This window comes from Labilibacter marinus, assembly GCF_001659685.2.
In the GTDB taxonomy this organism is placed as follows: domain Bacteria; phylum Bacteroidota; class Bacteroidia; order Bacteroidales; family Marinilabiliaceae; genus Saccharicrinis; species Saccharicrinis marinus.
The window spans coordinates 51,423-74,886 of sequence record NZ_LXYE02000046.1; the positions used below are offsets into that span (position 1 = coordinate 51,423).

The following is a 23,464-nucleotide window of genomic DNA, read 5'->3' on the forward strand; positions in this document are numbered from 1 at the left end:
CCATGGAATTATATCTTGATTCTGCTGACATTAATGAAATTGAAGAAGCGTTTAAGTTAGGTTTTATTGATGGTTTAACAACCACGCCAACTTTTATGCATAGACACGGTATTACCGATATTGACGGGGCTATTGTAAAGCTTTCGAAAATGGTTCCGGTACTAATGATTGAAGCATTAGGAGATACTGCTGAAGAGATAGTTGCCGAAGCAAAACGTTTATTAGCTTTAGGTTTAGATAAAAAGAAAACAGTATTTAAAATACCAGCGTCATTAATTGCTGCCGAAGCCTGTAAAATGCTTCGCGATGAAGATATGATGGTGAATATTCACTTGGTATATAATATTCAACAAGCATATATGGCTATGGCTGCAGGTGCAACCTATGTTTGTGTATTAGTTGGACGTATGCAAGATCAAGGATATGATGCATTGAAGTTGGTTGATGATTGTGTTAAGTTAGTTGATAAATACAATTACAATACTAAAATCATGTTCTCGTCGGTACGTTATCCTGAGCATATTAAAAATGCCATTGAATTAGGTGCGCAGAATATCACCATTCCTTGGAAGATTATGAAGAATCTAAACAATAATAACTTTACTGAAGTAGGTACGCAGCAGTTTGTTAATCATACGCGCCAAATGACTATGAAGGTAGGTGAGATTGTTGGAAGCAAAAATCCAACCATTGGGTTAGATGCTAAAGTTACTGATGCTACAGTTGAAATGTCTAAGTTTGGAACAGGAGCGGTATCTGTAGTAGATACTGAAGGTAACTTAAAAGGAATCTTTACAGATGGTGATCTTCGTCGTCATATGAACATTGATGGTGAGAAGATTTTGACCATGACAATGAAGGATTTTGAAATGAAAATGCCTATTACTGTAGATATAGATGATAAGCTTCATACAGCGGTTGGTGTATTCAAGGAGAAACAAATTGATAACATTATTGCAGTTAGCAATGGTAAGCCAGTTGGAATGGTTGATGTGCAGGATTTAGTAAAGCTTGAGATTTTATAATCTTACTTACAAAGTCTACTATATCCCTTAGGTGGATAACTATATAATATTATATAAGGGGTGATTAAGTTTTAATCGCCCCTATTGCATTAAAGAAGTCTCACATTTTATTATTCCTTTCTGTCGGTGACGGATTGTTTAATAGTCTAAAATAAAATATTATGCCAGGTACAGAATTGTTTGGTAAAGAAGAAAAAGAACAAGTAATGGAAGTCCTTGAAACAGGGATTCTGTTCAGATATAATCATGATGAGCAGCGTAAAGGAATTTGGAAGGCCAAAGAGCTTGAAAAAGAATTTGCGGAATATCATGGTGCAAAATATTGTCACTTGGTGGCTAGTGGTACCGCTGCTGATTCAGTTTCATTAGCATCTGTTGGTGTTGGTGCAGGCGATGAGGTAATTGTTCCTCCATTTACATTTATTGCTCCTGTAGAGGCTGTGATTAATTGTGGTGCCGTTCCTGTGTTTGCTGAAATTGACGAAACGCTTTGTTTGTCGGCTGCATCTATTGAGGCTGCTATTACCCCAAAAACCAAAGCTGTAATGTTAGTGCATATGGTGGGAGCCATGGCGCAAATTGATGAAATTGTTGAGGTTTGTAAAAAGCACAATATCATTTTAATTGAAGATACTGCCCAAGCCTTAGGTGGATCTTATAAAGGAAGAATGTTAGGAACCTTTGGTAAGGTATCTTGTTATTCATTCGATTTCTTTAAATTAATTACAGCTGGTGAAGGTGGTGCTGTAATGACCAATGATGAGGATGTATATACTACTGCTCATACATGGTCCGATCATGGTCATAGTCATATCGGAAATAATCGTGGAGCTGAGGAGCATCCAATTTTAGGAACGAACTATCGTATCAGTGAGCTTCATGCAGCTGTAGGTTTAGCTCAGTTTCGTAAGATTGATTATATCCTTGAAAATCTTCGTGCAAACAAGAAAGTATTGAAGGATTATTTGAAGAAATTTCCGCAGGTGGTATTTAGAAATGTGCCTGATGAGGAAGGTGATTCGGCTACGGTATTGAATTTCTTTTTACCAACGCAAGAGGAGGCTAAAAGCGCTTGTGCTGATTTAGGAGCTGAAGGTGTTGCTGCTGCATATTGGTATGATAATAATTATCACTTCATTAAAAATTGGTGTCATCTAAAAGAGTGTAAAGTTGCCGGACCGGTGGGGATGCAGTTTTTGGATAAGCCACAGGATTATAATAATCTTGATTTACCAAAGTCTTACGATTTAATAGGTCGTTTAGTATCTATTAATATGAATATTGAAATGTCGCCTGAGCAATTAGAAGCTATTTGTAAAGCTTTTGATAAAGTTTTAGCTTAGTCTAAATAATACAAACCACGAATCAAGGTGTATAATTAGTATATATCTGACTCGTGGTTTTTTGTCATTAGATTTAGAAACTAATGACTAATTACTATTGTCCAATGACTATTTTGGACTTTCAACTTTCAACTAATTATTATGTTATACGATTTTAGAAGTTTTGTTAATCCGGGGCATTATGCTTTTGGAAAAGGAAATTTGAAGCATCTGGGTGAGTTAATAGATAGAAGAAAAAATAAGACTAATGATTGGACGGTGTTCATGATTGATCATTTTTTTCAGGATAAAAAAGAGACTTTAGATCGTCTTCCTATTGGAGAAAAGGATCTAGTGTTTTTTATTGATACTAAAGATGAGCCAAAAACAACTTTGGTAAATAAATATCGCGATCAGATTTTAGCGCATCAATCTACATTACCTGCTGTTGTAATTGGTATGGGTGGTGGAACTACCATGGATTATGCGAAAGCCACGGGTTTGATGGTGACCAATGAAGGAGATTCAAAAGATTATCAAGGTTTAGATAAAATTAAAAACGAAGGTATTTATACCATCGTAATTCCAACTGTTTCGGGAACTGGAGCTGAGGTTTCTATGACTGCTGTATTAAGTGGACCAGAAAAAAAATTAGGTATCAAGTGTGATTACACTATTCCTAATGAGGTGTTGTTCGATCCTGAGCTTTTATCTACAGTAACGGATGAAGATCGTTTTTTTACTGGAATGGATAATTATATTCATAATGTAGAGTCCTTAAATGGAACTTGGATTACATCAATGGGTAAGGCATTTGCAGAAAAGTCAAATGAAATATGTGTGGATGTATTTATGAATAAATATCCTGATAGATTGGAGGCTGACGAAAAAATGATGGTGGCTTCTATTATGGGTGGTAATAGTATTACTTATGCACAAGTGGGAGTTTGTCATGCCTTATCGTACGGTTTGGCTGTTGTTTTAGAAACGCATCACGGTGTAGCTAATTGTATCGCATTTAATCAACTGGAGCAATATTATCCAGAGGGGTATAAGCAATTTAAAGAAATGCAAGCTTTTCAGGGAGTTGACATACCTAAAGGAATTACTGCTGGGTGTTCGGATGAAGATTTAGATCGAATGGTTGATGTTGCTTGGGCCAATGAACATATGTGGAATAACGCATTTGGACCAGAATGGGAAAAGCATATTTCGAAAGCTGAGCTTAAAGAGTTGTATAAGAAGATGTAAATTATAAGTATCAAGAAAGATGTTTTATGTTTTGATGCTTGATATTGAAAATCTTATTTAAGATGAATATAGTAGGAATAATACCGAGTCGATATGCTTCCAGCCGTTTGCCAGGTAAGCCATTGGCCATGATTGGTGATAAGCCGATGGTGCAATGGGTGTATGAGAATTGCCTAAAAGGGTTGGAGCATGTTTTTGTGGCTACAGATGATCAACGTATTGTAGATGCAGTAGAAGCTTTTGGTGGAAAAGCTGTAATGACGCGTGAGGAGCATACGAGTGGAACGGATAGGTGTGCCGAGGCTGCAGTAAATATTGAAAATAAATACGGTGTTAAGTCAGATGTAGTTATAAATATACAGGGTGATGAGCCTTTTTTTGAAGCTGCTCAATTGGAAGATGTAAAATCTGCCTTTGAAAATAATGATACGCAAATAGCGACATTAATTCAGGAAGCTAAAGATATAGAACAGGTGTTGAACCCGAATGAAGTAAAGGTGGTTTTAAATACTTGGGGAGAGGGTGTGTACTTCAGTCGTGCTCCAATACCGTTTTTAAAAAATGTGGATCAAAAGGAGTGGATGAAAGAGCAAACATTCTATCGTCACTTAGGAATCTATGCATATAGAATTAATACGCTAAATGAAATTGTAAAGTTAGAACAATCGTCACTTGAAAAAGCGGAGTCGCTTGAGCAGTTACGTTGGATCGAAAATGGTTTTCCGGTTACTTGTGTTGTGACGGAGCTAGACGAGACTATGTGTATAGATACGCCTGAGGATTTGGAGAAAGCCAATGCGTTCGTAAAAAATAAATAATGGATATTCAAAGTCAATTTGAGAACATAGGTGGGCATTTTATTACGCCTATCGATGAGTTAAAGCAGAAGTTATCTAAGATAAAAGCATATATTTTCGACTGGGATGGTGTTTTTAATAATGGATCCAAGGTGGGTAATGAAGGCAGTAGCTTTGCTGAGCCGGATGCTATGGGGGTGAATATGCTTAAGCTGGATTACTGGTTAAGAAATGGTGATTTGCCTGCTACTTTTATTGTGACGGGTGAGGAGAATAAGAGTTCTCAGTTTTTAGCTACAAGAGAGCATATGAATGCGGCCTTTTTTAAATGTAAATTTAAGGTTCGTGCTTTGGATTTGATCTGTAAAGAGAATGATCTAAAGCCTGAAGAAATTGCTTTTTTCTTTGATGATATACTTGATGTTGAGTTGGCTAGATCTGTTGGAGCAAGCTTTCAAATCAATAGAAAAGCAAATCCACTTTTTAATCAATACTTAGTAGATAATAAAAGTTGCGATTACAGAACGGGCAGTGCTGGAGGTGACGGTGGTGTGCGTGAGGCTTGTGAATTAATAATTGGTTTAACGGGTAGTTTGCCTCGGGCTATCGAGACAAGAATTGAGTTTGTAGGCGATTATTCGAAATACTTAAATGATCGTAATTTAATACAAACAATTTGTGAACCAGTGGAGTAAGGTAAATGTTGAAAAATATTACAAAAGCCCTCTTTCTTTTTAAGGAAGAGGGCTTTTATTTATATCGTATTTAACAGAGTTAGGAGAGTTTGATTTTTACTAACAAATTGTATTCTAGTAACAACAAGAGAAAAAGAATTGAAAAAATATCTTAATAAATTGTTCATTTTCCATTGTAAATTAGTACTTTTGCATCGCTTTTTGTCTAAAATTCGTAAAAATAGCTGAGAATCAGCTGGTTTTGCGAGGCTTTTGACGGAGCGTTATAAGCAGATTAAAGAATTTTATTTAAACAATTTTAGTAAAATGCCAACGATTCAACAGTTAGTTCGTAAAGGACGCACCAAATTAGTTGAGAAGAGTAAGTCTAGAGCACTAGATGCTTGTCCTCAGCGACGTGGTGTTTGTGTGAGGGTGTACACTACTACACCAAAGAAGCCGAATTCGGCGATGAGAAAGGTTGCAAGGGTTCGTTTGACTAATGGAAAAGAAGTGAATGCTTACATTCCAGGAGAAGGACACAACTTGCAAGAACACTCTATTGTTTTAGTACGCGGAGGAAGAGTAAAAGATCTTCCAGGGGTACGTTATCACTTAGTTCGTGGAGCTTTAGATGCATCAGGAGTTGAAGGACGTACACAACGTCGTTCTAAGTACGGAACTAAGCGTCCTAAAGACGCAGCTAAGAAGTAATTTAATTTTAGTGTTTGACTAATAGTTTTGTTTATTGGTAGTTAAAACAAAAGGGTTGAGTAAAAAGTAACTTGTTACTTTTGAAGACACAGAAACATTGACAGCCAATAATAAACTGATAAACAAGAAAGAATGAGAAAAGGTAGACCAAAGAAGCGAATATTGCTTCCGGATCCAAAGTTTAATGATACTTTGGTAACACAATTTATAAACAACCTAATGTTTGATGGTAAAAAATCGACTGCTTATGGTATTTTTTACGATGCATTAGACCGCATGGCTGAAAAAGCTGAAAAAGAAGGGAAACCTGCTTTAGAGATGTGGAAGAAGAGTTTAGAAAACATCACTCCTGCTGTAGAGGTGAAGAGTCGTAGAGTTGGTGGAGCTACTTTCCAGGTTCCAACTGAAATCCGTCCTTCAAGAAAAGTATCTGTTGCTATGAAGAACTTGATTCTTTTTGCTCGCAAAAGAAGTGGTAAATCAATGGCAGAAAAACTATCTGCTGAAATTGTTGCAGCTTATAACAACGAAGGTGGTGCCTTCAAGAAAAAAGAAGATATGCACAGGATGGCTGAGGCTAACCGAGCGTTTGCTCATTTTAGGTTCTAATCATCTAATCTTTTAAGGAAATAAATAAAATGGGAAATACAGATTTAAAATACACCAGAAATATCGGTATCATGGCGCATATCGATGCAGGTAAAACCACTACTACAGAGCGTATTCTGTTTTATACTGGTATTACTCATAAAATTGGTGAAGTTCACGATGGTGCTGCTACCATGGACTGGATGGAGCAAGAGCAAGAAAGAGGTATTACAATTACTTCTGCTGCTGTTACAACCAACTGGAACTACAATGACGAATCGTATAAGATTAACATTATCGATACCCCTGGTCACGTTGACTTTACTGTAGAGGTAGAGCGTTCTTTAAGGGTGTTAGATGGTACTGTTGCCTTATTCTGTGCTGTAAGTGGTGTTGAGCCACAGTCTGAAACTGTATGGAGACAAGCCGATAAATACGGTGTGCCTCGTATAGCTTTCGTAAATAAAATGGACCGTTCAGGTGCTAACTTTTTAGAAGTTGTTCGTCAGATTAGAGAGATGTTAGGAGCTAATCCTATTCCTCTTCAAATTCCTATTGGAGCTGAAGACGATTTTGAAGGAGTTATCGACTTAATCGAAAATAAAGAGGTTGTTTGGTTTGACGATGCTCAAATGGGATCTCGTTACGAACTAAGAGAAGTTCGTGAAAGTTTAGTAGAGGAAGCAAAAGAGTGGAGAGATAAGTTAGTAGAGGCCGTTGCTGAATCTAACGAAGAGTTAATGGAGCGTTATTTTGAAGATCCAGAATCTATTACAAAAGAGGAGATGTTAGACGCAATTCGTGTTGCTACTATCAATCAATCGATTACTCCTGTTATGTGTGGGTCTGCATTTAAAAATAAAGGTGTTCAGCGTTTATTAGATGCTGTTATTACCTTCTTACCTTCACCTAATGATATACCTGCAATTACAGGTACTGATGAAGATGGAGAGCCAGCTTCTAGACCGCATGATGTAAATGCACCATTTTCTGCATTAGCATTTAAAATTGCTACTGACCCATTCGTAGGTCGTTTAGCATTTATGCGTATCTACTCTGGTAAATTAGAGGCAGGTTCTTATGCTTTAAATACTCGTACAGGTAAAAAAGAGCGTATCTCTCGTTTATATCAAATGAAATCTAACAAGCAGTTACCGCAAGATGTAATCGAAGCTGGTGATATTTGTGCAGGTGTTGGTTTCAAAGATATCCGTACTGGAGATTCACTTTGTGATGAGAAAAACCCAATTACTTTGGAGTCTATGGATTTTCCAGATCCAGTAATCGGTGTGGCTGTTGAGCCTAAGTCTCAAAAGGATATGGATAAAATGGGTATTGCTCTTCAGAAATTAGCTGAAGAAGATCCAACATTCCGTGTTCAAACTGACGAAGATAGTGGTCAAACGGTAATTAGCGGTATGGGTGAGCTTCACCTTGAAATTATCGTTGATCGTTTGAAACGTGAGTTTAAAGTTGAGTGTAACCAAGGTCGTCCTCAGGTAACATATAAGGAAGCTATTACGCAAACTGTTGATCATCGTGAGGTGTTTAAAAAGCAGTCTGGTGGTCGTGGTAAGTTTGCCGATATTGTGGTAACTATAGGTCCTGGAGAAGAAGGAAAAGATGGTCTTGAGTTTGTCAACCAAGTAAAAGGAGGTAATGTTCCTAAAGAATTTATTCCTTCAGTAGAAAAGGGTATCAAAGAAGCCATGTTAAATGGTGTGTTAGCAGGTTTTGTTGTTGACAGTCTTAAAGTAACCCTTTTAGATGGTTCTTTCCACCCAGTGGATTCTGACCAGTTATCTTTTGAGATCGCGGGTCGTCAAGCTTTTAAAGCTGCGTGTGCTAAAGCTAAGCCAATTCTTCTTGAGCCAATCATGAAGGTAGAAGTTGTAACTCCAGAGGAGTATATGGGTGATATCATTGGTGACTTGAACAAACGTCGTGGTCAAGTAGAAGGTATGGAATCTAAAGCTGCTGCTCGTGTAGTAAAAGCTAAAGTGCCTTTAGCCGAAATGTTTGGATATGTAACAGTTTTACGTACTATTTCATCGGGTCGAGCAACTTCTTCAATGGTGTTTTCGCACTTCGAAGGAGTTTCTAAGTCTATCGCGCAGGAAGTAGTTAAGGAAGCTGAAGGAAAAGTTGAATTATTATAATAAGATCTCAAGATGAGTCAGAAAATAAGAATCAAATTAAAATCTTACGATCATAACTTAGTTGATAAATCAGCTGAGAAAATCGTTAAGACAGTAAAAACTACTGGAGCCGTAGTAAGCGGTCCTATTCCACTTCCTACTCATAAAAGAGTATTTACAGTGTTGCGTTCAACATTTGTAAACAAGAAGTCGAGAGAGCAATTCCAACTTTCATCTTATAAGCGTTTAATCGATATCTATAGCTCTACTGCTAAAACTATCGATGCTTTAATGAAGTTAGAGTTACCTAGTGGAGTAGAAGTAGAGATCAAAGTTTGATAAAAAGAAAACAAATAAGTTCCAGCAGTTTGTGAGCCGAAACTTCGAGCTGTTGGAATCGATTATTTAATATTAAATTTTTGTAATAATGCCAGGATTAATTGGAAAGAAAATCGGAATGACTTCCGTTTTCAGTGCCGATGGGAAAAACATTCCATGCACTGTTATCGAAGCTGGCCCATGCTTAGTTACGCAGGTTAAAACTGTTGAAACTGATGGCTATGAGGCTGTACAGCTGGCGTTCGACGAAAAGAGGGAAAAGAGCACTTCTAAAGCAGAGGCAGGTCACTTTAAAAAAGCTGGCGTAACTCCAAAAAGAAGCGTTGTTGAATTCAAAGGTTTCGAACAAGAATTGAATTTAGGAGACGAAGTAACTGTTGACATCTTCGCAGAAGATAGTTTTGTTGACGTTACAGGTACTTCAAAAGGAAAAGGATTTCAAGGGGTTGTAAAACGTCATGGTTTTGCAGGTGTTGGTGGTGCTACTCATGGTCAGCATAACCGTCTAAGAGCTCCCGGTTCTATTGGTGCTGCTTCTTACCCAGCTCGTGTATTTAAAGGCATGAGAATGGCAGGAAGAATGGGTGGCGATAGAGTAATGATCGAAAGCCTTAAAGTTTTAAAAGTAGTTCCAGAAAGTAACCTTATTATTGTTAAGGGTTCTGTTCCAGGAGCAAAAGGTTCATATGTAATTGTTGAAATGTAATGGAACTAAAAGTATTAAGCATAACAGGAGAAGAGACCGGAAAAACTGTTGAATTAGCAGACGCTGTTTTCGGTATTGAGCCCAATGATCATGCTATCTATCTTGATGTAAAACAGTTCCTTGCAAATCAACGTCAAGGAACCCATAAGTCAAAAGAAAGAGCAGAGATCACTGGAAGTACTCGCAAGATTAAAAAACAAAAGGGTACTGGTACAGCACGTGCAGGTAGCATCAAATCTGGTGTTTTCCGTGGTGGAGGTCGTATTTTCGGTCCACGCCCACGTAACTATGGATTTAAGTTAAACAAAAAGTTAAAAGAGCTTGCTCGTAAGTCTGCTTTATCATATAAAGCAAAGACTGGTAGCATTATCATTGTTGAAGATTTCAACATGGAAGCTCCAAAAACTAAAGAGTTTTCTCAAATTCAAAAGAGTCTGAAAGTAGACGGAAAACGTTCGTTAGTTGTTTTAAACGAAGCTAACAAAAACGTTTACCTTGCTTCAAGAAATATTCCAAAATCGGAAGTAGTAACATTAGCTGAATTGAATACTTATAGTATTATGAAGGCCGGAGCATTAGTTCTAGTTGAAAGTTCAGTTGAAGGATTAGGTAATCTTTAATTTAAAGCTTAAGGAGATTTAGAAATGCAAATATTAATTAAGCCAATAGTTACTGAAAAACTCAACGAAGTAAGCGAAAAGCTAAATAGTTTTGGTTTTGTTGTAAACAAAAACGCTAACAAACTACAGATTAAAAAAGCGGTTGAGGAAATGTACAACGTAACTGTTGATAGAGTAAACACTATGAACTATGCCGGCAAAGTAAAAAGCCGTTATACTAAAAGTGGTGTGCAGGTAGGTAAAACTGCTGCTTACAAAAAGGCAATTGTTACCTTGGCAGAAGGAGAAAAGATTGATTTTTATAGCAATATTTAATTAAAATGGCAGTAAGAAAGCTAAAGCCCACAACACCGGGGCAGAGACACAAAGTTATTGGTGCATTTGATACGATTACCTCAAGTACACCAGAAAAGTCCTTACTGGAGCCCATAAAAAAATCCGGAGGTAGAAATAACACCGGAAAAATGACCATGCGAAACATGGGGGGTGGACATAAGAGACGTTACAGGGTAATCGATTTCAAGAGAAATAAAGACGGTGTTGCAGCTAGGGTTGAGTCAATTCAATATGACCCAAACCGAAGTGCACGTATTGCATTATTAGTTTATGCTGATGGTGCAAAAAGTTACATTCTCGCTCCTAATGGATTAGAAGTCGGTCAAACAGTGCAATCAGGAGAAGGCGTAAGCCCAGAACTTGGAAACACGTTAACCCTTAAAGAGATCCCTCTGGGAACGATCATCCACAATATTGAGTTACGCCCTGGACAGGGTGGAATTATGGCACGTAGTGCTGGTACATTTGCTCAATTGGCTGCTCGTGACGGAAAATTTGCCGTGATTAAATTACCTTCTGGTGAAACTAGAATGATCTTAATTACTTGTCGTGCTACTATTGGTGCGGTTGGTAACTCAGACCACGCGCTTGAAAGATCTGGTAAAGCAGGTCGCTCACGTTGGTTAGGTCGTCGTCCAAGAGTTCGTGGTGTTGCCATGAACCCAGTAGATCACCCAATGGGTGGTGGTGAAGGACGTCAGTCTGGAGGTCATCCAAGATCACGTACGGGTGTATTAGCTAAAGGCTTTAAGACTAGAGATAAGAAAAAAGCTACTAGCAAGTACATTATTGAAAGACGTAAAAAATAACGTGTAATCAGAAGAAATTATGAGCAGATCACTAAAAAAAGGCCCATTTATCGATTACAAGCTTGAAAACAAAGTTCTAGCCATGAACGATTCAGGTAAGAAATCCGTTATCAAAACTTGGGCAAGAGCATCAATGGTATCTCCTGATTTTGTAGGGCATACTATTGCAGTGCACAACGGAAATAAATTTATTCCTGTTTACGTGACCGAAAATATGGTAGGTCACAAGTTAGGCGAGTTTTCACCAACACGTACCTATAGAGGTCACGGTGGTAACAAAAAACGCTAACCTAACTTTAAAGTAACTTAATAAAGAGAATTAAAAATGGGTGCTAGAAAAAGACTCAGAGCAGAACAAAATAAGGAAGCAAAAAAGCAAGTAAGCTTTGCTTCACTTCGCAATGTGCCTACTTCTCCGCGTAAGATGCGCCTGGTTGCAGATATGATTAGAGGTAAAGAGGTAAATTTAGCTCTTGACTTATTGAAGTATTCTCCAAAAGAAGCTTCACGTAGAGTTGAGAAATTACTTCTTTCCGCTATTGCAAACTGGAAAGAGAAGAACGAAGGGGTACGCATGGAAGATGCAAATCTTGTAGTAAAATCAATTAACGTTGACTCTGCAAGAATTTTGAAAAGATTGAGACCAGCTCCGCAAGGACGTGCTCACCGCATCAGAAAAAGATCGAACCATGTAACCATTTATATTGATAGCAACGTTGGTAACCAAGAAGAAATAAAAGTTAGCTAGATGGGACAAAAAGTAAATCCAATAAGTAACAGATTAGGTATCATCAAAGGATGGGACTCTAATTGGTTTGGCGGAAAGAATTACGGAGATAAGTTATTAGAAGATACTAAAATCCGTAAATACCTTAATGTACGTTTAGCCAAAGCTAGTATTTCAAGAATTATTATCGAACGTACACTTAAGCTGATAACGATTACGGTACACACAGCTCGTCCTGGTATCATTATCGGTAAAGGTGGCCAAGAGGTTGATAAGCTAAAAGAAGAGTTGAAAAAGATCACCGATAAGGAGGTTCAAATCAACATTTTTGAAGTGAAAAGACCAGAATTAGATGCCATTATTGTAGCCAATAATATCGCTCGTCAGTTAGAAGGCCGTATCGCTTTCAGACGTGCAATAAAAATGTCTATAGCTTCAACCATGAGAATGGGTGCAGAAGGTATCAAAATTCAAGTTTCAGGTCGTTTGAACGGTGCAGAAATGGCCAGATCGGAAATGTATAAAGAAGGAAGAACTCCACTTCATACGTTCCGTGCAAATATCGATTACGCTCAGGCAGAAGCGCTAACCAAAACAGGTTTGCTAGGTATCAAAGTTTGGATTTGTAAAGGAGAGATTTACGGTAAACCGGATCTTTCACCAAACTTCGCTACAGAAAAAGGCGGAAACCGTAAAGGTGGCAACTTCAAGAAGAGAAGAAAGTAATCATCAGCTAATGTAAATGAGTTAGAAAGATGTTACAACCAAAGAAAGTAAAATACAGAAGAAGGCAGAAAGGTAGAATGAAAGGCGACGCTCAACGTGGCGCGCAACTAGCATTCGGATCTTTCGGTATTAAGGCCTTACAAAGTAAATGGCTTACCGGACGTCAAATCGAGGCAGCTCGTATTGCGGTAACCCGTTACATGCAACGTCAAGGACAAATCTGGATTAGAGTATTTCCTGATAAGCCAATTACCAAGAAACCTGCAGAGGTTCGTATGGGTAAAGGTAAAGGTAGCCCAGAAGGATTTGTAGCTCCTGTTACTCCAGGAAGAATCATTATTGAATGTGATGGAGTACCATACGAAACGGCAAAAGAAGCATTGCGATTAGCAGCGCAAAAATTGCCTATTACGACTAAATTCGTTGTAAGACGTGACTTTGTTGAATCTAAAGCATAAGAAGTAAGATGAAAGTATCAGAAATTAATGAAATGGCGATCAATGAGATCATCGAGAAGATTGATACCGAGCGTGCAGAGCTTATTCGTTTAGAACTCAATCATAGTATATCTCCATTGGAAAATCCTTTGCAGATTCGCGACTTACGCAGAAACATTGCGAGATTGCAAACTATTTTGCGTCAAAAGCAATTAACCGAAAAATAGTTTAGTAATGGAAAAGAGAAACTTAAGAAAAGAACGTATCGGTATCGTTGCTAGCAGCAAAATGGATAAGTCTATTGTGGTTGCTGTTGAGGTTCGTGAGAAACACCCTATTTACGGTAAATTCGTGAAGAAGACAGCAAAGTTTCACGCTCATGATGAGAAAAACGACTGCAACGCTGGTGATACAGTGAAAATTATGGAAACTCGCCCTTTGAGTAAAACAAAGCGTTGGCGATTAGTAGAAATTATCGATAGAGCTAAGTAATCATGATACAACAAGAATCCAGATTGGCTGTTGCCGATAATAGTGGTGCCAAAGAAGTACTCTGCATCAGAGTACTTGGCGGTACTAAAAAAAGATACGCTACCATAGGTGATCGTATTGTTGTAACGGTAAAAAGTTCACTTCCTTCAACGGAGATGAAAAAAGGTACTGTTACAACGGCAGTAGTTGTTCGTACAAAAAAAGAAATCAGAAGAGCCGACGGTTCATATATTCGTTTCGACGAGAATGCATGTGTATTACTAAACCAAGGTGGTGAAATGCGCGGTACTCGTATCTTTGGCCCTGTAGCCAGAGAGTTACGTGAAGGATACATGAAAATCGTTTCATTGGCTCCTGAGGTGCTATAAATTTTTAATAAAAGATAGCAATGGGAAAGTTACACATTAAAAAAGGCGATACAGTAGTTGTTAACGCCGGTGAATATAAAGGACAAGAAGGTAAGGTACTTGAAGTTCTTATTAGTAAGAATAGAGCTATCGTGGAAGGAATTAATATGGTGTCTAAACACGCCAAGCCAAATGCTGATAATCCGCAAGGAGGAATCGTTAAGCAAGAGGCTCCAATCCACATCTCTAACTTAAACCTTAAAGATCCTTCTAACGGTGAGGCAACTCGCGTTGGTCGTCGTAAAAACGAAGAAGGTAAACTAGTAAGGTTTGCTAAAAAATCAGGAGAGGAGATCAAGTAATGAGCTATACACCTAGTTTAAAAACAATGTACAAGGAACAAGTAGTTCCTGCATTGATGAAGGAATTTGATTACAAATCAGTAATGCAAGTTCCGAAATTAGAGAAAATTGTTATCAACCAAGGTATCGGTCAAGCAGTGGCGGATAAGAAAATGGTAGATATCGCAATTAAGGAGCTTACCACTATTACAGGTCAAAAAGCTGTTCCTACTCTTTCAAAGAAAGATGTTTCTAACTTTAAGTTACGTAAAAAAATGCCTATTGGTGTTCGCGTAACGTTAAGACAAGAGAACATGTACGAGTTCTTAGAGAGATTAATTAGAATCTCTTTACCAAGTGTTCGTGACTTTAAAGGAGTAAGTAGTAAGCTTGATGGACGTGGGAATTATACCTTAGGTATTACAGAGCAAATCATATTTCCAGAAATAAATATTGACGAAGTTAGTAAGATTTTGGGTATGAATATTACCTTTGTGACCTCTGGAAATACCGATGAAGAAGCTTTTGCTTTATTAAAGGCTTTCGGGATACCATTTAAAACAAAAAAATAGTTAGATATGGCCAAGGAATCAATGAAGGCTCGTGAAGTAAAAAGAGCCAAGCTTGTTGCCAAATACGCTGAAAAAAGAGCGGCATTGAAAGAAGCTGGAGATTATGAAGCATTGCAGAAATTGCCTAAAAATGCTTCACCTGTTCGTATGCACAACCGTTGCAAAATTACAGGTCGTCCGAAAGGATATATGAGACAGTTTGGTTTATCCAGAATTCAATTTCGTGAAATGGCTTCTGCAGGTTTAATACCTGGAGTAAAAAAAGCCAGCTGGTAGAAAAATTAGGTTTCAAGTATAAATATTGTCCCGTCATCGGGATTAATTTAAACTTTTTTTAAAATGACAGATCCAATAGCAGATTTTCTGACCCGAGTCAGAAATGCCATTATGGCAAAACACAAAGTTGTTGAAATTCCTGCATCAAACTTAAAAAAAGAAATGACCAAAGTTCTTTATGACAAAGGTTATATCTTAAATTTTAAGTTTATCGAAGATGATAAACAAGGAATTATCAAAATCGCTTTAAAGTATGATGCTCAAACAAAAGTTTCAGCAATCAAAACGCTTAAGCGTGTAAGTACACCTGGATTACGTAAGTACGCTGGCTACAAAACTATGCCAAGAGTATTAAACGGTTTAGGTATCGCCATCCTATCTACTTCTAAAGGTGTTATGACCAATAAAGAAGCTAGAGCTGCTCAAGTAGGTGGTGAGGTTTTATGTTACGTATATTAATAAAGGAGGAAACAGTATGTCAAGGATAGGAAAACAGCCCATCTCGATACCGGCCGGCGTTACCGTAACAATGAAAGAAAACCTTGTTACAGTAAAAGGGCCAAAAGGAGAACTTACGCAAGAAGTAAATCCTGAATTAACAGTAGAGGTGAGCGAAGGACAAGTAGAGGTGAAAAGACCTTCAGAGTCAAAAGATCACCGTTCTCAGCACGGTTTATATCGTTCACTTATCAACAATATGGTTGAAGGAGTAGCAAAAGGTTACGTGAAGAAAATGGAATTAGTTGGTGTAGGTTATAGAGCTACCAACCAAGGACAAATTCTTGAACTAGCATTAGGTTACTCTCACCCAATTCATTTGCAGTTACCAGCTGAAATTAAAGTGGAAGCTGTAACCGACAGAAAGAGTAATCCGATTATTACATTAGAATCTGCAGATAAGCAATTGCTTGGTCAGGTTTGCGCTAAAATCCGCTCACTTCGTAAGCCAGAGCCTTATAAAGGTAAAGGTGTTAAGTTTGTTGGAGAGCAAATTAGACGTAAAGCTGGTAAGTCTGCTAAAGTTTAATCTGATTAAAATTTAAAATTATGGCTTTTTCTAAAATAGAAAGACGAATAAAAATAAAGAAAAGTATCCGAGGTAAGATTTCGGGTACTTCAGAAAAGCCCAGAATGTCGGTTTTTAGAAGCAATAAGCAAATCTCTGTTCAACTTGTAGATGATGTAAATGGAAAGACCATTTTATCTGCATCTTCTTTGGAGAAGGAAATTGCAGCTGAAAAGGTTACTAAAACTGAACAAGCTGGTAAAGTAGGCGCATTAATCGCTGAAAAAGCAAAGAATGCCGGAATAGAAACTGTAGTATTTGATCGTAATGGATTTTTATACCACGGTAGAGTTAAACAATTAGCTGATACTGCTCGTGAAGCAGGTCTTAAATTTTAATAACTATGGCTGGAGATAATCAAAAAGTAAGAAGTAATAACGACCTTGAGTTAAAGGATAGGTTGGTTGCCATTAACAGAGTAACGAAAGTTACTAAGGGTGGTAGAACTTTTAGTTTTTCTGCTATAGTTGTTGTAGGTAACGAAAATGGTATTGTAGGATGGGGATTAGGTAAAGCTAATGAAGTAACCACTGCAATTGCTAAAGGCGTTGAAGCAGCTAAGAAAAACCTTGTAAAAGTTCCTGTATTAAACGGAACTATTCCTCACGAGCAATATTGCAAATTTGGTGGAGCTAGTGTTTTCATGAAACCAGCTTCTCATGGTACCGGTGTTAAAGCTGGTGGTGCGATGCGTGCTGTACTTGAAAGTGTTGGTGTAACGGACGTTTTGGCTAAGTCAAAAGGTTCATCTAACCCACATAACCTTGTTAAGGCTACTATTAATGCGCTTAAGGAATTAAGAGATGCAAATATGGTAGCTCAGCAAAGAGGTGTTACGTTAGACAAAGTATTTAACGGATAAGGATAGCAAAGATGGCTAAAATAAAAGTAACTCAAGTGAAGAGCAAAATCGGTTCTACCGAACGTCAAAAAAGAACTTTGACTGCTCTTGGGCTAACTAAAATAAACGCAACCAACGAATTTGAGGCAACCCCTCAAGTTCTTGGTATGGTTGAAAAGGTGAAACACCTAGTTAGTGTAGAAAAATAATTGATAACGAATTAAGTTAAATTTAGATATGGACTTAAGTAATTTAAAACCGGCAGAAGGTTCTACCAAAACTAAAAAAAGAATTGGTAGAGGACAAGGTTCTGGTCGTGGTGGTACATCCACTCGTGGACATAAGGGTGCCAAGTCCAGATCTGGTTATTCAAGAAAAATAGGTTTCGAAGGTGGTCAAATGCCATTACAGAGACGTGTTCCTAAATTCGGATTTAAAAATATTAATCGCGTAGAGTATAAGGCGATCAATATTGAAGTGCTTCAAGCACTTGCTGAAAAGAACAATGTTACTGTAATAGACGTTGATGTACTTCGCGAAGCAGGTTTTATTAGTAAGAATGACCGGGTAAAAGTTCTTGGTAATGGTACTATTACTGCCAAAATTGAAGTGAAAGCTCATGCCTTTTCTAAATCAGCGGTGAGCGCTATCGAGGCGGCTCAAGGAACCGTTGTAAAACTGTAAATCACAATGAAACTGATCGAAACAATTCGCAACATTTGGAAGATTGAGGATCTTAAATCTCGTATTTTAACAACAATCGGCTTGGTATTAATTTACCGTTTAGGGTCGTTTATTGTTCTACCGGGTATTGATCCTACACAATTAAGTGCTCTTGAAAATCAAACAGCAGAAGGCGTTATGGGTCTTTTGAATATGTTTTCAGGGGGTGCATTTGCTAATGCATCTGTATTTGGTTTAGGTATTATGCCTTATATCTCGGCATCTATCGTAATTCAACTTTTAGGAATCGCTGTTCCTTATTTTCAAAGATTACAGCGTGAAGGTGAAAGTGGTAGACGTAAGATTAACCAAATTACACGTTATCTTACAGTGATTATACTATTGTTTCAAGCGCCAGCATATTTAGCAAACTTACCAGATGCAGCAGTAACTGCTCCAGGAATAATGTTTAAAATAACATCTATCATCATACTTACAGCAGGAACTATGTTCGTGATGTGGTTAGGAGAAAGAATTACTGAAAAGGGTATCGGAAACGGTATATCTCTAATCATTATGATTGGTATTATAGCACGTTTACCTTTTGCGGCGGTAGCTGAATTTGTATCACGACTTGAAGAAGGTGGTGGACTGGTAATGTTGTTAATTGAGATTGTGGTTCTTTTCTTTGTGTTTGCAGGAACAATTTTGTTAGTACAAGGAACTCGCCGTATTCCAGTGCAATATGCTAAGCGTATTGTAGGGAATAAACAATATGGTGGAGTTCGTCAATACATCCCACTAAAAGTAAATGCTGCAGGTGTTATGCCAATCATTTTTGCTCAGGCAATAATGTTTGTGCCTATTACTTTAGCAGGTTTTGCAGATAGTGAAACAGCAACAGGTATAGCAGCTACGTTTTCTGATATGACAGGTTGGGTTTATAATTTATCGTTTGCACTACTAATTATTGCGTTTACGTATTTTTATACTGCAATTACAATTAACCCAACGCAAATGGCAGAAGACATGAAACGTAATGGTGGTTTTATACCAGGTATTAAGCCAGGTAAAAAAACGGTTGAATTTTTAGACTCTGTGATGTCTAAAATTACCTTGCCAGGATCCGTTTTCTTAGCTATGATTGCTATTCTACCAGCATTTGCAATGATTGCAGGTGTAGATAGAATGTTTGCACAGTTTTATGGAGGTACTTCCTTATTAATTCTCGTAGGTGTTGTCTTAGATACTTTACAACAAATCGAGAGTCACTTATTAATGCGTCATTATGATGGATTAATGAAGTCGGGAAGAATCAAAGGTAGAACAGGCGGCGGACCTGCTGTATACTAATTAATGAGAGGTCGTTCGTACGATGATATATCTTAAGACAGACGAGGAGATAGAGTTACTTCGAGAAAGTAACATGATAGTTGCTAAAACGCTTGGAGAAATAGCAAAGCTTATTAAACCAGGTGTTACAACTTTAGAGCTAGATAAAGTCGCTGAAGAATTCATAAGAGATAATGGTGGTATCCCTGGTTTTTTAGATTACCAGGGATTCCCTAATACACTTTGTACTTCAGTTAATGAACATGTAGTGCATGGGATTCCGAATGATAAAGCACTAAACGATGGAGATATTGTTTCTGTTGATTGTGGTGTTTTAAAGAATGGTTTTTATGGTGATTCAGCCTATACATTTGCTATAGGTGAAGTTAGTAAAGAAGTAAAAGACTTGTTAACAACCACCAAAGAATCTCTTTATAAAGGAATTGAACAAGCTATAGTTGGTAAACGCCTTGGCGATATTGGTTATGCTATTCAAAAACATTGTGAAGAAAGAGGATATTCTGTAGTACGCGAGATGGTAGGACATGGAGTTGGTAAAAACTTACATGAATCACCTGAAGTTCCTAACTATGGTCGTCGTGGAAATGGTAGTTTATTAAAGCCAGGAATGGTAATTGCCATCGAACCAATGATAAATTTAGGAAAAAGAAACATCGTTCAAGAAAATGATGGATGGACCATACGGACCATTGATAGCAAGGTATCCGCGCATTTTGAACACTCAATTGCAGTAGGAAAAAATGAAGCAGATATACTTTCTAGTTTTAAATTTGTCGAAGAAGTGTTAACTTCGCAGTCTGAAAAATAAAAAAAGGATAATATATTATGGCTAAACAAGCCTCAATAGAACAAGACGGAACGATAATAGAAGCCCTTTCAAATGCCATGTTTAGAGTGGAATTAGAAAACGGGCATATCATTACAGCGCATATCTCAGGTAAGATGAGAATGCACTATATTAAAATTTTGCCAGGTGATAAGGTAAAAGTGGAGATGTCTCCATATGACCTTACAAAAGGTAGAATTTCGTATAGATATAAAAATTAATTCTATAATAAAATGAAGGTTAGAGCATCTGTTAAGAAGAGAAGCGCGGATTGCAAAATCGTAAAACGCAAAGGTCGCTTATACGTGATTAACAAGAAGAATCCCAAGTTTAAACAACGTCAAGGATAATAATTAATATTATGGCTAGAATTGCTGGAGTTGATATACCTACCGATAAAAGAGGTGTGGTATCATTAACATATATTTACGGAATTGGGCAGAGCGCTGCTCAAAAGATCCTTGGCACTGCTGGGGTTGACGTTAACTTAAAAGTTAGCGATTGGACAGACGAACAAACTGCAAAAGTTCGTGAGGTTATTGCTGAAGATTTCAAAATCGAAGGAGAACTTCGTTCAGAAATACAGTTAAACATTAAGCGTTTGATGGATATCGGTTGTTACCGTGGAATTCGTCACCGTATCGGTTTACCATTACGTGGTCAAAAAACGAAAAATAACGCTCGTACACGTAAAGGGAAAAAGAAAACTGTTGCAAACAAAAAGAAAGCAACTAAATAATCATTGAAATATGGCAAAGAAGACAGCGAGTCAGAAGAAAAGAGTCGTAAAAGTAGAGGCTCAGGGAGAAGCACATATTCACTCATCTTTCAATAATATTATTATTTCTTTGACCAATAAAAACGGTCAAGTTATTTCTTGGTCAAGTGCAGGTAAAATGGGTTTTAGAGGTTCTAAAAAGAATACTCCATATGCAGCCCAAACAGCAGCAAGCGATTGCTCTAAAGTAGCATTTGATTTAGGATTAAGAAAGGTGAAAGTTTATGTAAAAGGACCAGGTAATGGACGCGAGTCTGCAATTAGATCTATCCACTCAAGTGGGATCGAAGTTACAGAAATCGTAGATATTACTCCTATGCCTCATAATGGGTGTCGTCCTCCAAAAAGACGAAGAGTTTAATTAACTACTAGTTATTAACCATAAATTGAGCTTTTGGATTTTGAATTATGAATGATTATAATAGAACCTCCTCTCTATAATCTCGCGGCCTTCATATTCATAATTTGAAAACAAAAATTTAAAAACAAAAATTTAGAAGAATGGCTAGATACATTGGACCAAAGACTAGAATTGCCCGTAAATTCGGAGAGGCAATTTATGGTTCGGATAAGAGCTTTGAAAGAAAGAATTATCCTCCTGGACAACACGGGAACAATCGTAGAAAGAAAACATCGGAGTACGGTGTTCAGTTGAAAGAAAAACAAAAAGCTAAATATACTTACGGTGTATTAGAAAAGCAATTTAGTAACCTATTTAAGAAAGCATCTCGTTCTAAAGGTATTACGGGTGAGGTTCTTTTAGCTTTACTAGAATGTCGTCTAGACAACGTAGTATATCGTTTAGGTATTGCTCCTACGAGAGCTGCTGCACGTCAGTTAGTTTCTCATAAGCATATTACAGTAGATGGACAGATTGTAAATATCCCTTCATTCTCTGTAAAAGCTGATCAAATTATCGGAGTTCGTCAAAAGTCTAAGTCACTTGAGGCAATTACCGAATCATTGGCAGCATCTTCAGTGCATAACTTCTCATGGTTAGAGTGGGACAACGACTCAGTAGCAGGTAAATTTTTAAATGTACCAGCTAGAGAAGATATTCCTGAAAACATTAAAGAACAATTGATCGTTGAATTGTATTCTAAATAATTAATTCTTATGGCAATATTAGCATTCCAAAAACCAGATAAAGTAATAATGCTTGAGTCGGACAAGCAATTTGGCCGATTTGAATTCCGCCCGTTAGAACCGGGTTATGGTATTACAGTTGGAAATGCCTTAAGAAGAATTTTGTTATCCTCATTAGAAGGTTTCGCTATTACATCTGTAAAAATCGAAGGTGTTGATCATGAGTTTTCAACTATACCTGGCGTAATTAACGATGTAGCCGACATAATTCTTAATCTTAAGCAAATCAGATTTAAACAGATTGTTGAAGAGGTAGATAGTGAAAAAGTTACTATCAGCGTGTCGGGTAAAGATGAGTTAAAAGCTGGGGAGTTGAGTAACTTCATGACAGGCTTTGAGGTATTGAATCCTGATAAGACAATCTGCTTAATGAATCCTGATGTAAACCTTAAAATGGAATTAACCATTAGTAAGGGCAGAGGGTATGTTCCTGCAGAGGAAAACCGTTCGGTAGATGCTGAGTTTGGCGTTATCGCGATCGACTCTATATATACTCCAGTCAAAAATGTAAAATATTCGATAGAAAACTATCGTGTTGAACAGAAAACTGACTACGAGAAATTAATATTTGAAATAGAAACAGACGGTTCTATCCACCCAAAAGATGCTTTAAAAGAAGCGGCTAAAATTCTTATTTATCACTTCATGTTATTCTCTGATGAAAGAATTACTCTTGACTCAGATGAGAAGTTTGGTAACGAGGAGTTTGATGAAGAAGTTCTTCATATGCGTCAGCTTCTTAAAACTAAATTGGTTGACCTTGACCTTTCAGTACGTGCACTTAACTGCTTAAAAGCAGCGGACGTTGAAACTTTAGGTGAGTTGGTACAGTTTAACCGTAACGATTTATTGAAGTTCCGTAACTTCGGTAAAAAATCATTAACAGAGCTTGATGACTTGTTACAGGTAATGAACTTAACCTTCGGTATGGATATTACCAAGTATAAATTAGACAAGGAATAATTGCGATGAGACATAGAAAAAAGTTCAATCACTTAGGTAGAAAGAGCGCTCACCGTAAGGCAATGTTAGCTAACATGGCTAATTCACTTATCATGCATAAGAGAATTAAAACCACTGTTGCCAAAGCAAAAGCATTGCGTATGTACGTAGAGCCGCTTATTACTAAATCTAAAGATGATTCAACTACACAAAGAAGAGTTGTTTTTAGTTACCTAAAGAATAAAGAAGCAGTTTCTGAGCTATTTAGAGAAGTAGCTGGTAAAATTGCTGACAGACCAGGAGGATATACTCGAATTTTAAAGTTGGGTAATCGTATTGGTGATAATGCAGAGATGTGTTATATCGAATTAGTTGATTACAATGAGAACATGTTATCTGCTAGCAAACCTGCTGAGAAGAAAACACGTCGTACTCGTCGTAAGAAAACTACTACAGTTGAAACTGCTTCTGCAGAGACTGCTACTCCTGAGGTAAAGGATGAAACAGAATCTACAGATTCAACTTCAAGTGAAGAAAATGCTAAAGAATAGTGAATTAGTAGTTAAATACATGAATTCATGAATGAAATAAAAGGATAATCGCCTCGTGCTT

General features: G+C 37.4%; 38 protein-coding genes. All 38 read left to right on the plus strand.

Annotation, left to right across the window (positions count from 1 at the left end; all coding sequences use genetic code 11):
* Window positions 1-2: 2 nt before the first annotated feature.
* The 38 genes from A8L32_RS19040 (at window position 3) to rplQ (ending at window position 23,403) form a co-directional block, all read left to right on the plus strand.
* Window positions 3-1,025: a transaldolase family protein gene (locus A8L32_RS19040; RefSeq protein ID WP_066632574.1), complete on the plus strand. Its 1,023-nt coding sequence runs from the start codon at window positions 3-5 to the stop codon at window positions 1,023-1,025.
* A 161-nt stretch (window positions 1,026-1,186) separates the two neighbouring features.
* Entirely contained in the window at window positions 1,187-2,368 is a 1,182-nt protein-coding gene (locus tag A8L32_RS19045) for a DegT/DnrJ/EryC1/StrS family aminotransferase (protein WP_066632576.1), read from the plus strand.
* A gap of 141 nt (window positions 2,369-2,509) precedes the next feature.
* Window positions 2,510-3,598: an iron-containing alcohol dehydrogenase family protein gene (locus A8L32_RS19050; RefSeq protein WP_066632578.1), complete on the plus strand. Its 1,089-nt coding sequence runs from the start codon at window positions 2,510-2,512 to the stop codon at window positions 3,596-3,598.
* A gap of 62 nt (window positions 3,599-3,660) precedes the next feature.
* Window positions 3,661-4,416, plus strand: a complete 756-nt coding sequence (kdsB, locus tag A8L32_RS19055) for a 3-deoxy-manno-octulosonate cytidylyltransferase (RefSeq protein ID WP_066632580.1) — start codon at window positions 3,661-3,663, stop codon at window positions 4,414-4,416.
* Window positions 4,416-5,090 (plus strand): hypothetical protein, encoded by a 675-nt coding sequence (locus A8L32_RS19060; protein ID WP_066632586.1) that lies wholly within the window; start codon window positions 4,416-4,418, stop codon window positions 5,088-5,090. The genes kdsB and A8L32_RS19060 overlap by 1 nt, the downstream gene beginning before the upstream one ends.
* 306 nt (window positions 5,091-5,396) lie before the next feature.
* The gene (gene rpsL / locus A8L32_RS19065) at window positions 5,397-5,783 is read left to right on the plus strand and encodes a 30S ribosomal protein S12 (protein ID WP_066632748.1); all 387 of its coding nucleotides are present in this window, start codon (window positions 5,397-5,399) and stop codon (window positions 5,781-5,783) included.
* A gap of 132 nt (window positions 5,784-5,915) precedes the next feature.
* Window positions 5,916-6,392, plus strand: a complete 477-nt coding sequence (gene rpsG / locus A8L32_RS19070; protein ID WP_066632588.1) for a 30S ribosomal protein S7 — start codon at window positions 5,916-5,918, stop codon at window positions 6,390-6,392.
* A 29-nt stretch (window positions 6,393-6,421) separates the two neighbouring features.
* A complete protein-coding gene (gene fusA / locus A8L32_RS19075; protein ID WP_066632591.1) occupies window positions 6,422-8,530 on the plus strand; it encodes an elongation factor G in 2,109 nt (702 codons plus the stop codon).
* A gap of 12 nt (window positions 8,531-8,542) precedes the next feature.
* Window positions 8,543-8,848, plus strand: coding sequence for a 30S ribosomal protein S10 (gene rpsJ / locus A8L32_RS19080; protein WP_027472457.1), 306 nt, complete (start codon window positions 8,543-8,545; stop codon window positions 8,846-8,848).
* Window positions 8,849-8,936: 88 nt separating this feature from the next.
* On the plus strand, window positions 8,937-9,554 hold the full coding sequence (rplC, locus tag A8L32_RS19085) for a 50S ribosomal protein L3 (RefSeq protein WP_066632593.1): 618 nt from the start codon (window positions 8,937-8,939) through the stop codon (window positions 9,552-9,554).
* Window positions 9,554-10,174 (plus strand): 50S ribosomal protein L4, encoded by a 621-nt coding sequence (gene rplD / locus A8L32_RS19090; RefSeq protein ID WP_066632595.1) that lies wholly within the window; start codon window positions 9,554-9,556, stop codon window positions 10,172-10,174. Before rplC ends, rplD begins: the two co-directional genes overlap by 1 nt.
* Before the next feature lie 24 nt (window positions 10,175-10,198).
* On the plus strand, window positions 10,199-10,489 hold the full coding sequence (rplW, locus tag A8L32_RS19095; protein WP_066632597.1) for a 50S ribosomal protein L23: 291 nt from the start codon (window positions 10,199-10,201) through the stop codon (window positions 10,487-10,489).
* A gap of 5 nt (window positions 10,490-10,494) precedes the next feature.
* On the plus strand, window positions 10,495-11,319 hold the full coding sequence (gene rplB, locus A8L32_RS19100; RefSeq protein ID WP_066632600.1) for a 50S ribosomal protein L2: 825 nt from the start codon (window positions 10,495-10,497) through the stop codon (window positions 11,317-11,319).
* A 19-nt stretch (window positions 11,320-11,338) separates the two neighbouring features.
* Window positions 11,339-11,608 carry a 30S ribosomal protein S19 gene (gene rpsS, locus A8L32_RS19105; RefSeq protein ID WP_066632602.1) on the plus strand — a complete coding sequence of 90 codons (270 nt, stop codon included), beginning with the start codon at window positions 11,339-11,341 and terminating at the stop codon, window positions 11,606-11,608.
* Between the two features lie 36 nt (window positions 11,609-11,644).
* Window positions 11,645-12,067 carry a 50S ribosomal protein L22 gene (gene rplV / locus A8L32_RS19110; protein ID WP_066632604.1) on the plus strand — a complete coding sequence of 141 codons (423 nt, stop codon included), beginning with the start codon at window positions 11,645-11,647 and terminating at the stop codon, window positions 12,065-12,067.
* Window positions 12,068-12,772, plus strand: a complete 705-nt coding sequence (gene rpsC / locus A8L32_RS19115; protein WP_066632606.1) for a 30S ribosomal protein S3 — start codon at window positions 12,068-12,070, stop codon at window positions 12,770-12,772. It begins immediately after the preceding gene.
* Window positions 12,773-12,801: 29 nt separating this feature from the next.
* The gene (gene rplP, locus A8L32_RS19120; protein WP_066632608.1) at window positions 12,802-13,230 is read left to right on the plus strand and encodes a 50S ribosomal protein L16; all 429 of its coding nucleotides are present in this window, start codon (window positions 12,802-12,804) and stop codon (window positions 13,228-13,230) included.
* Between the two features lie 8 nt (window positions 13,231-13,238).
* A complete protein-coding gene (gene rpmC, locus A8L32_RS19125) occupies window positions 13,239-13,436 on the plus strand; it encodes a 50S ribosomal protein L29 (protein ID WP_066632610.1) in 198 nt (65 codons plus the stop codon).
* Window positions 13,437-13,443: 7 nt separating this feature from the next.
* Complete coding sequence (gene rpsQ, locus A8L32_RS19130) at window positions 13,444-13,701, plus strand: 30S ribosomal protein S17 (protein WP_066632612.1); 258 nt, start codon at window positions 13,444-13,446, stop codon at window positions 13,699-13,701.
* A gap of 2 nt (window positions 13,702-13,703) precedes the next feature.
* Window positions 13,704-14,069 (plus strand): 50S ribosomal protein L14, encoded by a 366-nt coding sequence (rplN, locus tag A8L32_RS19135; RefSeq protein WP_066632615.1) that lies wholly within the window; start codon window positions 13,704-13,706, stop codon window positions 14,067-14,069.
* Between the two features lie 20 nt (window positions 14,070-14,089).
* The gene (rplX, locus tag A8L32_RS19140; RefSeq protein WP_066632618.1) at window positions 14,090-14,410 is read left to right on the plus strand and encodes a 50S ribosomal protein L24; all 321 of its coding nucleotides are present in this window, start codon (window positions 14,090-14,092) and stop codon (window positions 14,408-14,410) included.
* Window positions 14,410-14,961: a 50S ribosomal protein L5 gene (rplE, locus tag A8L32_RS19145; protein WP_066632620.1), complete on the plus strand. Its 552-nt coding sequence runs from the start codon at window positions 14,410-14,412 to the stop codon at window positions 14,959-14,961. The genes rplX and rplE overlap by 1 nt, the downstream gene beginning before the upstream one ends.
* Window positions 14,962-14,967: 6 nt before the next feature.
* Window positions 14,968-15,237: a 30S ribosomal protein S14 gene (rpsN, locus tag A8L32_RS19150; protein WP_066632622.1), complete on the plus strand. Its 270-nt coding sequence runs from the start codon at window positions 14,968-14,970 to the stop codon at window positions 15,235-15,237.
* A 63-nt stretch (window positions 15,238-15,300) separates the two neighbouring features.
* On the plus strand, window positions 15,301-15,696 hold the full coding sequence (rpsH, locus tag A8L32_RS19155; protein WP_066632624.1) for a 30S ribosomal protein S8: 396 nt from the start codon (window positions 15,301-15,303) through the stop codon (window positions 15,694-15,696).
* Window positions 15,697-15,712: 16 nt separating this feature from the next.
* On the plus strand, window positions 15,713-16,264 hold the full coding sequence (gene rplF / locus A8L32_RS19160; protein ID WP_066632626.1) for a 50S ribosomal protein L6: 552 nt from the start codon (window positions 15,713-15,715) through the stop codon (window positions 16,262-16,264).
* A gap of 20 nt (window positions 16,265-16,284) precedes the next feature.
* Window positions 16,285-16,641 carry a 50S ribosomal protein L18 gene (gene rplR / locus A8L32_RS19165; RefSeq protein ID WP_066632628.1) on the plus strand — a complete coding sequence of 119 codons (357 nt, stop codon included), beginning with the start codon at window positions 16,285-16,287 and terminating at the stop codon, window positions 16,639-16,641.
* 5 nt (window positions 16,642-16,646) lie between these two features.
* Complete coding sequence (rpsE, locus tag A8L32_RS19170; RefSeq protein WP_066632629.1) at window positions 16,647-17,165, plus strand: 30S ribosomal protein S5; 519 nt, start codon at window positions 16,647-16,649, stop codon at window positions 17,163-17,165.
* Between the two features lie 11 nt (window positions 17,166-17,176).
* Window positions 17,177-17,353 (plus strand): 50S ribosomal protein L30, encoded by a 177-nt coding sequence (gene rpmD / locus A8L32_RS19175; protein WP_066632632.1) that lies wholly within the window; start codon window positions 17,177-17,179, stop codon window positions 17,351-17,353.
* Between the two features lie 28 nt (window positions 17,354-17,381).
* Window positions 17,382-17,828: a 50S ribosomal protein L15 gene (rplO, locus tag A8L32_RS19180; RefSeq protein WP_066632637.1), complete on the plus strand. Its 447-nt coding sequence runs from the start codon at window positions 17,382-17,384 to the stop codon at window positions 17,826-17,828.
* Window positions 17,829-17,834: 6 nt separating this feature from the next.
* Window positions 17,835-19,160: a preprotein translocase subunit SecY gene (gene secY, locus A8L32_RS19185; protein WP_066632638.1), complete on the plus strand. Its 1,326-nt coding sequence runs from the start codon at window positions 17,835-17,837 to the stop codon at window positions 19,158-19,160.
* A gap of 22 nt (window positions 19,161-19,182) precedes the next feature.
* Window positions 19,183-19,968, plus strand: a complete 786-nt coding sequence (map, locus tag A8L32_RS19190; protein ID WP_066632640.1) for a type I methionyl aminopeptidase — start codon at window positions 19,183-19,185, stop codon at window positions 19,966-19,968.
* A gap of 17 nt (window positions 19,969-19,985) precedes the next feature.
* Window positions 19,986-20,207, plus strand: a complete 222-nt coding sequence (gene infA / locus A8L32_RS19195) for a translation initiation factor IF-1 (RefSeq protein ID WP_027472434.1) — start codon at window positions 19,986-19,988, stop codon at window positions 20,205-20,207.
* A gap of 12 nt (window positions 20,208-20,219) precedes the next feature.
* The gene (gene ykgO / locus A8L32_RS19200; protein WP_071792536.1) at window positions 20,220-20,336 is read left to right on the plus strand and encodes a type B 50S ribosomal protein L36; all 117 of its coding nucleotides are present in this window, start codon (window positions 20,220-20,222) and stop codon (window positions 20,334-20,336) included.
* An 11-nt stretch (window positions 20,337-20,347) separates the two neighbouring features.
* The gene (rpsM, locus tag A8L32_RS19205) at window positions 20,348-20,725 is read left to right on the plus strand and encodes a 30S ribosomal protein S13 (RefSeq protein ID WP_066632642.1); all 378 of its coding nucleotides are present in this window, start codon (window positions 20,348-20,350) and stop codon (window positions 20,723-20,725) included.
* 10 nt (window positions 20,726-20,735) lie between these two features.
* Window positions 20,736-21,125, plus strand: a complete 390-nt coding sequence (gene rpsK, locus A8L32_RS19210; RefSeq protein WP_066632644.1) for a 30S ribosomal protein S11 — start codon at window positions 20,736-20,738, stop codon at window positions 21,123-21,125.
* Window positions 21,126-21,265: 140 nt separating this feature from the next.
* On the plus strand, window positions 21,266-21,871 hold the full coding sequence (rpsD, locus tag A8L32_RS19215) for a 30S ribosomal protein S4 (RefSeq protein WP_066632652.1): 606 nt from the start codon (window positions 21,266-21,268) through the stop codon (window positions 21,869-21,871).
* Window positions 21,872-21,880: 9 nt separating this feature from the next.
* Entirely contained in the window at window positions 21,881-22,873 is a 993-nt protein-coding gene (locus A8L32_RS19220; RefSeq protein ID WP_066632654.1) for a DNA-directed RNA polymerase subunit alpha, read from the plus strand.
* Window positions 22,874-22,935: 62 nt separating this feature from the next.
* Window positions 22,936-23,403 carry a 50S ribosomal protein L17 gene (rplQ, locus tag A8L32_RS19225; RefSeq protein WP_394333283.1) on the plus strand — a complete coding sequence of 156 codons (468 nt, stop codon included), beginning with the start codon at window positions 22,936-22,938 and terminating at the stop codon, window positions 23,401-23,403.
* Window positions 23,404-23,464 lie beyond the last annotated feature (61 nt).